The organism is Hydrogenophaga crassostreae (genome assembly GCF_001761385.1).
GTDB lineage: Bacteria > Pseudomonadota > Gammaproteobacteria > Burkholderiales > Burkholderiaceae_C > Hydrogenophaga > Hydrogenophaga crassostreae.
This window is the reverse complement of the sequence record NZ_CP017476.1, coordinates 2,282,841-2,297,214: the sequence shown is the minus strand read 5'-3', so window position 1 is coordinate 2,297,214 and position 14,374 is coordinate 2,282,841. Positions and strand designations below refer to the sequence as shown.

Genomic DNA, 14,374 nt, shown 5'->3' with positions numbered 1-14,374 from the left:
GGGAGTCAAATTCAGGCGTAGAGCGGGTTGACCTTTTCCGTCTTGATACCGTATTTCTTGATCGCCTCGGCCACCTTGGCCACTGGCACGGTGCCCTCTTCGCTCAAAGCCTTCAAGGCCGCGACCACAATGTAGTGGCGGTTGATTTCGAAGTGCTCGCGCAGCTTGACGCGGAAGTCGGAACGGCCAAAACCGTCGGTGCCCAACACCTTGTAAGTGCGACCCTTGGGAATGAACGGGCGAATCTGCTCGGCATAGGCCTTCATGTAGTCGGTTGATGCGACCACCGGGCCGGTGTGCTTTTCCAGTTGCTGGCCCACGAAGGACACGCGCGGCTTCTCCAGCGGATGCAGCAGGTTCCAGCGTTCAGCGTCCTGGCCGTCGCGGGTCAGTTCGTTGAAGCTTGGGCAGCTCCAGACGTTGGCAGCCACGCCCCACTCTTTCTCCAGCAATTCCTGTGCTGCGATCGACTCGCGCAGAATCGTGCCCGAACCGAGCAGTTGAACGCGCGGCGTCAGCTTGGCGCCTTCTTTGCAGAGGTACATGCCTTTGATGATCTGCTCTTCGGTACCAGGCGTGAGGCCAGGCATGGCGTAGTTTTCGTTCAGCAGCGTGAGGTAGTAGAAAACGTTGTCTTGCGATTCCACCATGCGTTTCAAGCCATGGTGCAGGATCACGCCGACTTCGTGCGCAAACGTCGGGTCGTAAGAAATGCAATTTGGAATGGTGCCCGCCAGAATGTGGCTGTGGCCGTCTTCGTGCTGCAGACCCTCACCGTTCAGCGTGGTGCGGCCCGAGGTACCGCCGAGCAGGAAACCACGCGCCTGCATGTCGCCTGCCGCCCAGGCCAGATCGCCGATACGCTGGAAGCCGAACATGGAGTAATACACATAGAACGGGATCATGATCCGGTTGCTCGTGCTGTAGCTCGTTGCGGCCGCGATCCAGCTGCTCATGCCGCCGGCCTCGTTGATACCCTCTTGCAGGATCTGGCCAGCCTTGTCTTCCTTGTAGTACATGACCTGGTCTTTGTCGACCGGGGTGTACTGCTGGCCTGCCGGGTTGTAGATACCGATCTGACGGAACAACCCTTCCATCCCGAAGGTACGCGCTTCGTCAACCAGGATGGGCACCACACGGGGGCCGATCTCTTTTTCACGCAGCAACTGCGTCAGGAAGCGCACATAGGCCTGCGTTGTTGAAATTTCGCGGCCTTCGGCGGTGGGCTCGATGACGGCCTTGAAAGTCTCGATCGGTGGCACCTTGAAGCTCTCGTCGGCCTTGGTGCGGCGATGCGGCAGGTAGCCGCCCAACGCTTTGCGCCGCTCATGCAGGTAGCGCATCTCCGGCGTGTCATCAGCCGGTTTGTAGAACGGGAGTTCATCCAGCTGGCTGTCGGGAATCGGGATGTTGAAGCGGTCGCGGAAAAACTTGATGTCTTCGGCACCGAGCTTTTTTGTCTGGTGAACGGTGTTCTTTCCTTCACCCACTTTGCCCATGCCAAAGCCCTTGACGGTCTTGATCAGCAGCACGGTTGGCTGGCCGGTGGTTTTCACCGCCGCGTCAAAGGCCGCATAGACCTTCTTGGAGTCGTGGCCGCCGCGGCGCAGGTCGCCAATCTCCTCGTCGGTCATGTGGGCGACCATTTCCAGGGTGCGCGGGTCGCGGCCGAAGAAATGTTTGCGCACGTAGGCACCATCGTTCGCCTTGAATGCCTGGTAGTCGCCATCGTTGCATTCCATCATGATCTTGCGCAGCGCGCCGTCTTTGTCGGCAGCGAGCAGCGGGTCCCACTGGCTGCCCCAGATCAGCTTGATCACGTTCCAGCCTGAACCGCGGAATTCGCCTTCGAGCTCCTGAATGATCTTGCCGTTTCCGCGGACAGGGCCATCAAGGCGTTGCAGGTTGCAGTTGATCACGAAGATCAGGTTGTCCAGCTTTTCACGGGCAGCCAGGCCAATGGCGCCAAGCGACTCCACTTCGTCCATCTCGCCGTCGCCGCAGAACACCCAGACCTTGCGGTTTTCGGTGTTGGCGATACCACGGGCATGCAGGTATTTCAGGAAGCGCGCCTGATAGATGGCGTTCAGCGGGCCTAGGCCCATGGACACCGTGGGGAACTGCCAGAAATTGGGCATCAGCTTGGGATGCGGGTAGCTGGACAGACCTTTGCCATCCACTTCCTGGCGGAAGTTGAGCAGTTGCTCTTCGGTCAAGCGGCCTTCCATGTAGGCGCGGGCGTACACGCCCGGGGAAACGTGGCCCTGAATGAACAGACAGTCGCCACCATGGTTTTCACTCTCAGCGTGCCAGAAATGGTTGAACCCGGCGCCAAACAGGCTGGCCAGCGAGGCAAACGAACCAATGTGGCCACCCAGATCGCCACCGTCGGCCGGGTTGGCGCGGTTGGCCTTGACCACCATCGCCATGGCATTCCAGCGCATGTAGGCACGCAAACGCTGTTCGATTTCAAGATTGCCTGGCGAACGCGCCTCCTGCCCTGGCTCAATGGTGTTCACATAGCCGGTGTTGGCCGAAAACGGCAGGTCCACGCTGTTTTGCCGGGCTTCCTCCAGCAGTTGCTCAAGCAAAAAGTGAGCGCGTTCTGGGCCCTCCCGCTGAATCACGGCGGTCAACGCCTCCATCCATTCCCTTGTTTCCTGGCTGTCCAGATCACCGGCTCCACTGCCGTTGGGCGCCTCAGTCGCTGTCATGTCTTGTCTCCTATGGGGTTGTTTAAGCGCTAGGTTAAAGCGACCTATTCGCGCCAGGGTGAATTTTTCCACAAATTTTCTCAAATTTCAATATGTGCCATACGATTTCATATTGCAAAACTACAATCAGGATTGATAGCAAATTGAAATGGCATGTCCAGAACACGCAAAAACGCAGGGCAGCCTCACGTAGACTGCTACCCCGATGACACGAGAACCCACCCCGCCGCCACAACGCCCTCGCGAAGCCACGACCTGGTGGAAACGGTGGTGGCGCAAGCTCCCCCCGTCACGGCAAGACAGGTTCGCCACGCTTGGCCCCCTGCTCGCTGTCCTCCTCTTCCTGTGTGCCATCGTCGTGGCCATCGCCTACCTGCGCTATGAAGAGATCGACCGCGAACAAGAAGCCGTCACCCGCGATGTTGAATATGCACAACAGCGTTTGCGCCTTCGCCTACTTGAACGCCAGGAACAGCTCATGCGACTGGCGCGCGAGGTGGACAACAAAGAAATCAGCACAGAAGAGTTCGAGTTCCAGGCCGAATCGTTGATCAGCCAGTTTCCCGAACTGATCGCCATCAACTGGGTTGATGCCCGGCGCAACATCCTGGCCTCCTACGCCTCACCCAGCGCACCCCTTTCTGCACAGCGGCAGCCCGGAGCCACGCTCGCTGCCAATGAGACGGACGGATCGTTTGAACTGGCAAGGGACCTTCGGCAACCGATCTACTCCCGCCCGATGGGTGAAGAACCGCGTCTGGCCACCTTGATGCTGCAGGTACCCTTAAGCGAACAAGGCCGCTTTGCAGGAACCGTCATGGGTGAATATGCGATTGATGGGCTGATGCGGTTCGGCGTGCCTCCAGAGATCATGTCGCGCTATGCCGTGGCGCTCATGGACGATCGAGAGCGGGTGTTGTCCGGCAGCCTGCAATCGCCCAGCGCGGTGCAAAGGCTGCTGCCATGGAGCGCTCCACCGCTGGAACATGAAGTGCCCGTTTCACCTGTGGGCAATGGCCTTTTGCTCAAAGCACAGGGGTACCGCACCTCTCAGGACATTGTGGGCAACGGCTTTTTTTGGGTGATTGGCGCATTGAGCGCCCTGACCGTCTGGATGCTGCTGGGCACCTGGCGCCATACGCGCCGGCGCGTGCAAGCCCAGCAAGCCTTGATAGCCGAAACCAACTTCCGACGCGCCATGGAAAACTCGATGCTCACCGGCATGAGGGCGCTGGACCTGCAAGGGCGAATCAGTTACGTCAACCCGGCCTTTTGCTTCATGACCGGCTGGACCGAACCCGAACTGGTTGGCCGAACCGCACCCTTCCCTTACTGGCCCGAAGAAGAATACGAATACCTCACCTCCCGCCTTGATGACGAACTCAACGGCCGGTCAACACCGGGAGGCTTTGAAGTGAGGGTGCAAAGGCGCGACGGCACCATCTTCGACGCGCGCATGTACGTCTCGCCGCTGATCGACCCCAATCAGAACCAGACCGGCTGGATGACCTCGATGACCGACATCACCGAGCCCAAGCGCATACGGGAAGAGCTGTCCGCCTCTTACGAACGCTTCACCACCGTGCTGGAAAGCCTGGACTCCGCTGTATCCGTGGCACCGCTGGGCAGCAACGAAGTGTTGTTTGCCAACAAGCTGTACCGCCAGTGGTTTGGCACACGCGGCCATGGCCACCGTCGACTGCTCGATTTGGCGAGCAGCCAACCCAACCCGGTACCCGATGACGGTGATGCTGTTGATGCTTTTGCGGGCATGCCCACCGACGCACTCACCGATGCAGGCGCTGAAAACGCCGAGGTATTTGTTGAGGATCTGGGGCGGTGGCTGGAGGTACGCACACGCTACCTCACCTGGGTTGACGGGCGCCTGGCGCAAATGGTGATCTCCAGCGACATCACGACCCGCCGCAACGCAGAAATCCAAGCGGCCCAACAAGCGGAACGTGCGCAAACGGCCAGCCGCCTGATCACCATGGGCGAGATGGCGTCCAGCGTAGCTCACGAACTGAACCAGCCACTGACGGCCATCAGCAACTACTGCAACGGCATGATTTCCCGGGTCAATGAGCAACGCATCTCCACCGAGGAGCTGCTGGCCGCCCTGGATAAAACCGCCCGCCAGGCACAAAGAGCGGGCCAGATCATCCAGCGCATTCGGTCGTTTGTGAAACGAAGCGAGCCCAACCCCACGCCATCAGATGTGGCACAAATGGTGAACAACGCCATTGAACTGGCCGATATCGAATTGCGCCGCCAGCAAGTGCGGTTGACGCCCTATGTGGCAGCCCGACTGCCCAGCCTGATGGTGGACCCCATCCTGATCGAACAGGTTCTGATCAACCTGTTGAAGAACGCCGGTGAGGCCATCGCCCACGCCAACCGCTCCCAGAGTGAGCGTTACATCGAGCTGCGTGTGGGCCCTCGTCGTGAAGCAGACCAAGACGTCGTGGAGTTTTCGGTTCGCGACACGGGCAGTGGCGTTCCCGATGAAATGATCGAGCGAATCTACGAAGCCTTCTACAGCACCAAAAGCGGCGGCATGGGCATTGGCCTCAAACTGTGCCGCAGCATCGTTGAGTCGCACCATGGTCGGATGCAAGTCAAGAACATCTACAATGGCGAGTCGGTACAGGGCTGTTGCTTCAGCTTCTGGATTCCAGTGGTGTCGCGCCTCAAAAGCGAGACAGCAATCCAAGGCTCTGATCCGCGTCGTTGATAGACATTGAAGGAAACAGATGAGCTTGATCCCCAAAAAGGGCACCGTATACGTCGTGGATGACGACGAGGCGGTTCGTGATTCTTTGCAATGGTTGCTGGAAGGCAAAGACTTTCGTGTCAGGTGCTTTGAGTCGGCCGAGGCTTTCTTGAGCCGCTACGATGCCCGCGAAGTGGCCTGCCTGATCGCCGATATCCGCATGGGCGGCATGAGTGGCATGGAGCTTCAAGAAAAGTTGATGGAGCGCCAGTCGCCTTTGCCCATCGTCTTCATCACAGGCCACGGCGATGTGCCCATGGCCGTGGAGTCGATGAAAAAGGGTGCGCTGGATTTCATTCAGAAGCCCTTCAAGGAAGATCAGTTGGTGGCTTTGGTGGAACGCATGCTGGATACAGCCAAAGATGCGTTCGCCACCCACCAGGAGGCCGCAAGTCGCGACGCCCTCCTGTCAAAATTGACAGGGCGCGAAACGCAGGTTCTCGAGCGTATCGTGGCCGGCCGTTTGAACAAGCAAATCGCCGACGATCTGGGTATCAGCATCAAGACCGTTGAAGCCCACCGTGCCAACATCATGGAAAAACTGGGTGCCAACACCGTGGCCGATCTGCTGAAGATCGCCTTGGGGCAATCCACCGCCAAAGCCTGATTTTCGACAAACCCGTTCCAACGCCTGCCGATTCGCTTCGGCGGGCGTTTTCATTTCAAGACTCCTGGACCAAACGCCCATGACCGCACAATTGATCGACGGCAACGCCCTCTCCCGCCAACTCCGCGCCGATGTGGCCACCCGCGTTTCTGCGCTCAAAGCCAAAGGCATCACACCTGGCCTGGCGGTGATTCTTGTGGGCGAAGATCCCGGGTCTCAGGTCTATGTGCGCAACAAAGTCAAAGCCTGCGAAGACACGGGTATGCACTCGGTGCTTGAGAAGTACGAAGCAAGTCTGAGCGAAGGCGATCTGCTGGCCCGCATTCGCGCTCTGAATGAAGACCCCACCATCCACGGCATTCTGGTGCAGATGCCTTTACCCAAACACATCGATCCTGATCGCGTCATCGAGACCATCGCCAGCAGCAAAGATGTGGACGGCTATTCAGTACAAAGCGCGGGTGAATTGATGGCTGGTCTGCCTGGATTCAAGTCTTGCACACCGTATGGCTGCATGAAAATGCTGGAGTCGATCGGGTACGACCTGAAAGGCAAACATGCCGTGGTGATCGGGCGCAGCAATACCGTTGGCAAACCCATGGCACTGATGCTGCTGCAAAAGAACGCAACCGTGACTGTGTGCCATAGCGGAACGAAAGATCTCAAAGCCATGACGCTGCAAGCCGACGTCATCGTGGCAGCCGTGGGCAAACGCAATGTGTTGACCGCCGACATGGTCAAGCCGGGCGCCGTGGTGCTCGACGTGGGCATGAACCGCAATGACGAAGGCAAGCTGTGCGGGGACGTCGACTTTGCCGGCGTGAAAGAGGTCGCTGGCCACATCACACCCGTGCCCGGCGGCGTGGGCCCCATGACCATCACCATGTTGATGGTCAACACGCTGGAATCCGCAGAAAGATTGTGACCCCCCTGCACCGCCTTCGGCGTCGCCCCTCAGGGGGCGGAACTGGTGGCCCTGCGGAGCCGGTTCCGCGGTGGCCTGGGTAAATGCACCTCCCGCGGCAGGTCTTTCCCCTGCATCGGGTTGACACGGCAACCCGGCCACCGGGCTGGGTTCAGGGCTTGATCTGCACGAGCGGGGCGCCGCCGCCTGTGACCTGCGGCATTTGCCCGTTCCATTTCTTGATCGCGTCTGCTTCGTTTTCCAGGCGCGTCAACTGGAGCAGGTCGGGCATGATCTCCAGGCGCTTGGCCTTAAGGGCTTCGGCTTTGCGCCGGGCTTTGGCCAAGGCCGACTCCGCTTTGACCTTGATGCGCTCCAGATCAGGCTCAGCTGTCAGCTTCTTTTGGGTCGCCTCAACCTTGTCCTCGATCGCTTGATCGATTTTTTGCCGAACATCGTCAACACCCCAGGGGAGCCCGACTGAACGATGCCCACCGGTTTCAACATCGCCAGCGCAATGAAAAGCAGGATCAGAACCACGACCCTCTTGCCCATTCACCCCAGATTTTTGGTGCTCATTGCATGCCCTCCCCGAGCCGACTTATCTTTTTGATGCCCGCCACAACACGCTGCCGGCACACAGCCACTGTCCCAGCACCAGCATGCTGCCCACCGAGTGCCACAGCCGCAAGTTGCCGCCGCTTGCCCGGGCCGTGATGATTTTTTGGGCCACGCCGAATTCCTGAATCAGCGCCATCAACATCGCGAGCACCACGAAACCCATGGTCGCCAAAGCGGTCTGCATGTTGAGCAATCCCTCGACCGAAGGCGCCGCATCGCCCTGCGCGCCCATGACCGATTCACGCTCTCGCCGAAGAATCAGCAGCACGGCCAGGCCCAGGCCCAGGCCCATCCAGCACTGCGCTGAAAACAGCTTGGCCGCGACCGGTCCCGCCAGCGCGGGCCCCAGTTTGGCAAACAGCAACGGAACTGCGATGAAGCTGATGCCAGACAAGGCACCCCACCACAAGGCGGCGATCACGACCGTCAGGCGCTTCAATGTCATGCGGTCACCGCTGGCATCAAAACCGCCTTGGCGACCGTCTCACTCATAGCGGACCGCAACGATCTCGTAGCGCCGGTTGCCGCTAGGCGCCTGAACCTCGGCCACATCGCCCTCTTCCTTGCCAATCAGCGCGCGGGCGATGGGACTGCCGATGTTGACCAGGCCCTTCTTAATATCGGCCTCGTCTTCACCAACGATCTGGTAGGTCACCTTGGCGCCGCTGTCTTCGTCTTCAAGGTCAACCGTGGCGCCAAACACCACCTTGCCCGAAGCGTCCAGCGTGGTCGGATCGATGATCTGCGCGGCCGACAACTTGCCGTCGACCTCCGCGATACGGCCTTCAATGAAACCCTGGCGGTCTTTGGCGGCTTCGTATTCGGCGTTCTCACTGAGATCGCCCTGCGCACGTGCTTCAGCAATGGCGTTGATAACCCAGGGACGGTCCACCGTCTTGAGCTGATGCAATTCGGCCTTGAGTTTCTCGGCGCCGCGTTTGGTGATGGGGATGGTGGACATTCGGTCTCTCCAGCTAACTTGTCTTGAATGGCGCCACTCGATGAGGGCCCCGAAAAAAAAGGAAACCGCCGAGCGTGACCGGTCGGCGGTGATTCAAGCCATATTATGCATACCCCGAAGCCATTCCCCAACGGGGGCTGCGCCGGAACGCGAGCCTGAAGCTCAGGCGGTCAGTTGCGCATGCATTTCCTGCACCGAAATCACACCCAGGCTGTCCATATAGGCCATGCCCTCCACAGCCGCTTCAGCGCCGGCAATGGTGGTGTAGGTGGTCACGCGGGCCAACAGCGCCGAAGTGCGGATGGCTCCTGAGTCGGCAATGGCATTGCGGCGCTCCTCCACCGTGTTGATCACCAACACGATGCCGTCGCTCTTGATCATGTCCACGATGTGGGGACGGCCTTCGGTCACCTTGTTCACCGTATCCACTGCCACGCCTGCCGCAGCAATGGCGGCCGCCGTACCGCGCGTCGCGACCAGCTCAAAGCCCATGGCCACCAGTTGGCGGGCAATTTCCACGGCCCGTGGTTTGTCGCTGTTTTTGACCGTCAGGAAAACCTTGCCGGATGGCGAACCATCGGCCTTCTTCGCCCTGGGGAGATGTGTACCGGCACCCAGTTGGCTTTTAACAAAGGCTTCGCCGAAAGTCTTGCCCACACCCATGACCTCCCCTGTGGACTTCATCTCGGGGCCCAGAATCGTGTCCACACCCGGAAACTTCACGAACGGAAACACGGCCTCCTTCACGCTGAAATACGGCGGCGTCACCTCGTCGCCTATGCCCTGGCTGTCAAGGGTTTGGCCCGCCATGCAACGCGCCGCCACCTTGGCGAGTTGAATGCCTGTGGCCTTGGACACAAACGGCACCGTGCGCGACGCGCGGGGGTTCACTTCCAACACGAAGATCACATCCTTCTTTGCACCTTCAGCGTCAACCTCCTGAATCGCGAACTGCACGTTCATCAGGCCCACCACGTTCAGGCCTTCGGCCATGGCCGCCGTCTGGCGCTTGAGCTCGTCTACCGTTTCTTTGGACAGGTAATACGGCGGCAACGAACAAGCAGAGTCACCGCTGTGCACGCCCGCCTGCTCGATGTGCTCCATCACGCCGCCAATGAACACGCGGCCAGAGGCATCGCGAATGGCATCGACATCACACTCAATCGCGTCGTTCAGGAACCGGTCCAGCAACACCGGAGAGTCATGGCTCACCTTGACGGCCTCACGCATATAGCGCTCCAGATCGCGCTGCTCGTGAACAATTTCCATGGCACGTCCACCGAGCACGTAGCTGGGGCGCACCACCAGTGGATAACCCAACGCAGCTGCTTTCTCCAGAGCTTCTGGCTCGGTGCGAGCGGTGGCGTTCGGAGGCTGGCGCAGGCCAAGCTCGTTCAGGAGCTTCTGGAAGCGCTCGCGGTCTTCGGCGGCATCGATCATGTCGGGGCTCGTGCCGATGATGGGCACGCCAGCGGCCTCCAGGCCCAGCGCCAACTTCAGGGGCGTCTGTCCACCGTATTGCACGATCACGCCAACCGGCTTTTCCTTGTCCACGATCTCCAGCACGTCTTCCAGCGTCAACGGTTCGAAATACAGGCGGTCGCTGGTGTCGTAGTCGGTGGACACGGTTTCCGGGTTGCAGTTGACCATGATGGTCTCGTAACCGTCTTCTCGCATGGCGAGCGCGGCGTGCACGCAGCAGTAATCGAACTCGATGCCTTGTCCGATGCGGTTCGGGCCTCCGCCCAGCACCATGATTTTCTTGTTGTTGGTCGGCTCGGCTTCGCACTCACCGTCACCATGGCCTTCGTAACTGGAGTACAGGTAGGCGGTGTCGGTGGCGAACTCGGCCGCGCAGGTATCGACCCGCTTGTAGACCGGGCGAATGTTGTCTTTGATGCGGCGCGCGCGAATGACCTGTTCTGTGGTCTTGAGCTGTTTGGCCAGGCGGCGGTCCGAGAAGCCCTTTTTCTTCAGGCCACGCAGGGTGTCGGTGTCGAGTGCATCGAGAGTGGTCTGCTCCAGTTGAAGCTCGATCTTCACGATCTCCTCGATCTGCACCAGGAACCACAAGTCGATCTTGGTGAAGTGGTGCACTTCTTCGATGGACCAGCCGGCGGCGAAGGCGTCGCCCACGTACCAGATGCGATCAGGCCCTGGCGTGCCGAGTTCGCGCTCCAGGATCTCGCGGTCCTGGGTCTTTTCGTTCATGCCGTCCACGCCCACTTCCAGGCCACGAAGTGCTTTCTGGAACGATTCCTGGAAGGTGCGGCCCATGGCCATGACTTCGCCCACACTCTTCATCTGCGTGGTCAGGCGGCTGTCGGCTGTCGGGAATTTTTCAAAAGCAAAACGTGGAATCTTGGTGACCACGTAGTCGATCGATGGCTCGAACGATGCGGGTGTCGCCCCGCCGGTGATTTCGTTGCGCAGCTCGTCCAGCGTGTAACCCACCGCCAGCTTGGCCGCAACCTTGGCGATCGGGAAACCAGTGGCCTTGGAAGCCAGCGCCGAAGAGCGTGACACGCGCGGGTTCATCTCGATCACGACCATGCGACCGTCTTTCGGGTTGATCGAGAACTGCACGTTGGAGCCGCCGGTGTCCACACCGATCTCTCGCAGAACAGCGAGAGAAGCGTTGCGCAGGATCTGGTATTCCTTGTCGGTCAGCGTCTGGGCGGGCGCCACCGTGATGGAGTCGCCAGTGTGCACACCCATGGGGTCCAGGTTTTCGATCGAACAAACGATGATGCAGTTGTCCGCCTTGTCGCGCACCACTTCCATCTCGTACTCTTTCCAGCCCAGCAGCGACTCTTCAATCAGCAGTTCGTTGGTCGGAGAGGCTTCCAGGCCGCGCTTGCAGATGGTCTCGAACTCCTCCGGGTTGTAGGCAATGCCCCCGCCCGTGCCGCCCAGCGTGAAGCTGGGGCGGATCACCACCGGGAAGCCCACCGTCTTTTGCACGGTCCAGGCTTCGTCCATGCTGTGAGCGATGCCCGAGCGAGCCGAGCCCAGACCGATCTTGGTCATGGCGTCTTTGAACTTCAGCCGGTCTTCGGCTTTGTCGATGGCCTCGGGCGAGGCGCCGATCAGCTCTACGTTGTGTTTTTCGAGCACCCCGTGGTGCCACAGGTCGAGCGCGCAGTTCAGCGCGGTCTGGCCACCCATGGTTGGCAGGATCGCGAAGCCACCCTCACACAACGGACGCTCTTTGGCGATGATTTTTTCAACCGTCTGCCAGGTGATGGGCTCAATGTAGGTGACGTCGGCCGTGGCCGGGTCGGTCATGATGGTGGCAGGATTGCTGTTGATCAGCACCACGCGGTAGCCCTCTTCGCGCAAGGCCTTGCAAGCCTGCACGCCGGAGTAATCGAACTCGCAGGCCTGACCAATGATGATGGGGCCTGCGCCGATGATGAGGACTGTCTGGATATCTGTTCTTTTGGGCATGGCGGGTCTGCGTTCTGTCTAACTGACGATGCGGTTCAGGCGTGGCTGACGGTTGTTCAGCTGTGCCGCTGGGATTCAAGTTTGGCGAGCAAGGCCTGCACGCGTTCGGCAGGCACGTTTTTCTGCATCAACTGCAGCAGGCCGTCGCCTTCGATCAAAGGACGCAACACCTCCACCTCCGCGTCATAGAACAGTACGTCCCAAGCAAGCATTTCGGCATTGAAGGTTTCATCGTCCCAAGTTTTGCCTTTGGCGAGCAAGGTCACCAGCGGCATGGCCTTGTTTTCCACAAAGCTCTTTTTGTACGGTTTTTGCGCCCAACGCTGCGCAAACCATTCCTTGTGGGGCGACATCAAGGTCAGCATGCGCTTGGCGATGGCCTTTTCAATGGCGAAGGCGGGAAAACTGAAAAGCTTCATGAAGAGATCCTTATCGTTGATTCAAGCGGCGGGCGGGTGCTTCAACCCATGCTGGCCGTGGCCAGTTTCACCCCAAAGCCCACGAACAAAGCGCCGACTCCACTGGACAGACCGGCTGACAGCTTGCGCCGGCTGCGGAAAGTCTGCGCCAAGTGGGCGCCTCCATAGATCAGCGCCGAAAGGTACAGCGCACTGAACACCATGACGATGGCGCTCAATATGAGGAAGGGAATCGAAGGAGTCGGGTACAGCGGATCAATGAATTGCACGAAAAACGACAACAAGAACAAAATGGCCTTGGGGTTGAGCAAACTGATCACCATGGCCCGTTGAAACGGGTCTGATGTACCCACTTGGCTCTGCGCTTGGTCTGCATCGTTCTTGGTCTCAGCCAGTTTCGCAAAACCCTGTTTCCAGGCACTGCGAATCAGGTTGAAACCCAACCAGGCCAGATAGGCAGCGCCCACGTACTTCACGACGACAAACAACGCCGGGTAGGTCCGAAGCAAGCTGGCAGCACCCAATGCCGTCATGAGCAGCAATATGGAATCACCCAGGAACACGCCCATCGCAGCCCGGTAACCGGTCTTCACCCCTCGCGCCGTGGCAACCGACAACACAAACATCGAGTTGGGGCCGGGCAGCAGAACAATGCCCAATGCGCCTATCGCGTAGGTCCAGATGTCGGTGACGCCGTAAAAGCTCATGCCGTGGCTTCTTCCATCAATCCGACGAAACGGTCAAACAGGTAACCAATGTCGTGCGGCCCGGGCGAAGCTTCGGGGTGCCCCTGGAAGCAGAAAGCGGGTTTGTCGGTTCGAGCCAAACCTTGCAGCGTTCCGTCGAACAGACTCACATGGGTGGCGCGCAGGTTCCCAGGCAAGCTCTTTTCATCAACAGCAAAGCCGTGGTTCTGGCTGGTGATGCAGACCTGGCCACTGTCGAGGTCTTTCACCGGATGGTTGGCTCCGTGGTGACCAAACTTCATCTTGAAGGTTTTGGCACCACTGGCCAAGGCCATGATCTGGTGGCCCAGGCAGATGCCAAAGGTGGGCACACCGCTCTCAATCAATTCGCGGGCAGCAGCAATGGCGTAGTCACATGGCTCTGGATCTCCAGGGCCGTTGGAAAGGAACACACCGCTGGGCTTGAGCTTGGCCACATCGGCGGCCGACGTCTGCGCAGGCACAACGGTGACCTTGCAGCCACGCTGGGCCAGCATGCGCAGGATGTTGTATTTCACGCCGAAGTCGTAGGCAACCACATGGAACTTGGGCGAAATCTGCTCACCGTAACCAAAGCCCAGTTGCCATTCGGTTTGGGTCCACGCGTAAGGATCGGTGCTCGACACCACCTTGGCCAGATCCTGGCCGGCCATGTTGGGCGCAGCTTTTGCGGCGGCCAGGGCTTGAGCACGGTGCTCATCGGTGATGGCAACGCCGGCGGGCAGCGCCAAGATGCACCCATTCTGCGCGCCATGGGTGCGCAAACGGCGGGTCAGGGCACGCGTGTCGAGGTCGGCAATAGCGACGGTATTTTCGCGAACCAGGTATTGCGAGAGCGACTCTTCGCTGCGGAAATTGGACGCGAGCAAAGGCAGGTCTTTGATGATCAGGCCCGCGGCGTGGATGCGCTTGGCCTCCACGTCTTCCTTGTTCACACCGGTGTTGCCGATGTGGGGATAGGTGAGCGTGACGATCTGTTGGCAGTAGCTGGGATCGGTGAGGATTTCCTGATAACCGGTGAGCGAAGTGTTGAACACCACTTCGCCCACAGTTTGACCAGTTGCACCGATGGCGATGCCTGTATAGACCGTGCCGTCGGCGAGCGCAAGTAGGGCTTTCGGGTGGACGGGAAGCACGGGATTCTCCAGATAGGGTGTGAGGCGCGACCGCTGATCGCCCGAACGCACAACCTAACAGACT

General features: G+C 59.5%; 11 protein-coding genes. 3 read left to right on the top strand and 8 right to left on the bottom strand.

The window, feature by feature from the left end; all coding sequences use genetic code 11:
* Positions 1 to 11: 11 nt before the first annotated feature.
* Positions 12 to 2,714 (bottom strand): pyruvate dehydrogenase (acetyl-transferring), homodimeric type, encoded by a 2,703-nt coding sequence (gene aceE, locus LPB072_RS10620; RefSeq protein WP_066087775.1) that lies wholly within the window; start codon positions 2,712 to 2,714, stop codon positions 12 to 14.
* A gap of 205 nt (positions 2,715 to 2,919) precedes the next feature.
* On the opposite strand from aceE, the gene LPB072_RS10615 reads away from it, so the two are divergent.
* The 3 genes from LPB072_RS10615 (at position 2,920) to folD (ending at position 7,019) form a co-directional block, all read left to right on the top strand.
* Positions 2,920 to 5,448 (top strand): PAS domain-containing sensor histidine kinase, encoded by a 2,529-nt coding sequence (locus LPB072_RS10615; RefSeq protein WP_066087777.1) that lies wholly within the window; start codon positions 2,920 to 2,922, stop codon positions 5,446 to 5,448.
* A gap of 19 nt (positions 5,449 to 5,467) precedes the next feature.
* Entirely contained in the window at positions 5,468 to 6,094 is a 627-nt protein-coding gene (locus LPB072_RS10610; RefSeq protein WP_066087780.1) for a response regulator transcription factor, read from the top strand.
* Positions 6,095 to 6,173: 79 nt separating this feature from the next.
* Positions 6,174 to 7,019 (top strand): bifunctional methylenetetrahydrofolate dehydrogenase/methenyltetrahydrofolate cyclohydrolase FolD, encoded by an 846-nt coding sequence (gene folD, locus LPB072_RS10605; protein WP_066087783.1) that lies wholly within the window; start codon positions 6,174 to 6,176, stop codon positions 7,017 to 7,019.
* A 151-nt stretch (positions 7,020 to 7,170) separates the two neighbouring features.
* On the opposite strand, the gene LPB072_RS10600 is transcribed toward folD, so the two are convergent.
* The 7 genes from LPB072_RS10600 to carA form a co-directional block, all read right to left on the bottom strand.
* On the bottom strand, positions 7,171 to 7,557 hold the full coding sequence (locus tag LPB072_RS10600; protein ID WP_066087785.1) for an SPFH domain-containing protein: 387 nt from the start codon (positions 7,555 to 7,557) through the stop codon (positions 7,171 to 7,173).
* Between the two features lie 42 nt (positions 7,558 to 7,599).
* Entirely contained in the window at positions 7,600 to 8,064 is a 465-nt protein-coding gene (locus LPB072_RS10595; protein ID WP_066087788.1) for a DUF4149 domain-containing protein, read from the bottom strand.
* 39 nt (positions 8,065 to 8,103) lie between these two features.
* Positions 8,104 to 8,580 carry a transcription elongation factor GreA gene (gene greA / locus LPB072_RS10590; RefSeq protein ID WP_066087791.1) on the bottom strand — a complete coding sequence of 159 codons (477 nt, stop codon included), beginning with the start codon at positions 8,578 to 8,580 and terminating at the stop codon, positions 8,104 to 8,106.
* A gap of 162 nt (positions 8,581 to 8,742) precedes the next feature.
* Positions 8,743 to 12,030: a carbamoyl-phosphate synthase large subunit gene (carB, locus tag LPB072_RS10585; RefSeq protein ID WP_066087794.1), complete on the bottom strand. Its 3,288-nt coding sequence runs from the start codon at positions 12,028 to 12,030 to the stop codon at positions 8,743 to 8,745.
* Between the two features lie 56 nt (positions 12,031 to 12,086).
* Entirely contained in the window at positions 12,087 to 12,449 is a 363-nt protein-coding gene (locus LPB072_RS10580; RefSeq protein ID WP_066087797.1) for a hypothetical protein, read from the bottom strand.
* A gap of 41 nt (positions 12,450 to 12,490) precedes the next feature.
* On the bottom strand, positions 12,491 to 13,156 hold the full coding sequence (gene leuE, locus LPB072_RS10575) for a leucine efflux protein LeuE (RefSeq protein ID WP_066087801.1): 666 nt from the start codon (positions 13,154 to 13,156) through the stop codon (positions 12,491 to 12,493).
* Entirely contained in the window at positions 13,153 to 14,310 is a 1,158-nt protein-coding gene (carA, locus tag LPB072_RS10570) for a glutamine-hydrolyzing carbamoyl-phosphate synthase small subunit (RefSeq protein WP_066088313.1), read from the bottom strand. Before carA ends, leuE begins: the two co-directional genes overlap by 4 nt.
* Between the last annotated feature and the right edge of the window lie 64 nt (positions 14,311 to 14,374).

What these genes read in the sequence shown, in the direction of transcription:
- aceE (WP_066087775.1), bottom strand. Translation starts at nt 2,714, where the DNA reads ATGACAGCGACTGAGGCGCCCAACGGCAGTGGAGCCGGTGATCTGGAC.
- LPB072_RS10615 (WP_066087777.1), top strand. Translation starts at nt 2,920, where the DNA reads ATGACACGAGAACCCACCCCGCCGCCACAACGCCCTCGCGAAGCCACG.
- LPB072_RS10610 (WP_066087780.1), top strand. Translation starts at nt 5,468, where the DNA reads ATGAGCTTGATCCCCAAAAAGGGCACCGTATACGTCGTGGATGACGAC.
- folD (WP_066087783.1), top strand. Translation starts at nt 6,174, where the DNA reads ATGACCGCACAATTGATCGACGGCAACGCCCTCTCCCGCCAACTCCGC.
- LPB072_RS10595 (WP_066087788.1), bottom strand. Translation starts at nt 8,064, where the DNA reads ATGACATTGAAGCGCCTGACGGTCGTGATCGCCGCCTTGTGGTGGGGT.
- greA (WP_066087791.1), bottom strand. Translation starts at nt 8,580, where the DNA reads ATGTCCACCATCCCCATCACCAAACGCGGCGCCGAGAAACTCAAGGCC.
- carB (WP_066087794.1), bottom strand. Translation starts at nt 12,030, where the DNA reads ATGCCCAAAAGAACAGATATCCAGACAGTCCTCATCATCGGCGCAGGC.
- LPB072_RS10580 (WP_066087797.1), bottom strand. Translation starts at nt 12,449, where the DNA reads ATGAAGCTTTTCAGTTTTCCCGCCTTCGCCATTGAAAAGGCCATCGCC.
- leuE (WP_066087801.1), bottom strand. Translation starts at nt 13,156, where the DNA reads ATGAGCTTTTACGGCGTCACCGACATCTGGACCTACGCGATAGGCGCA.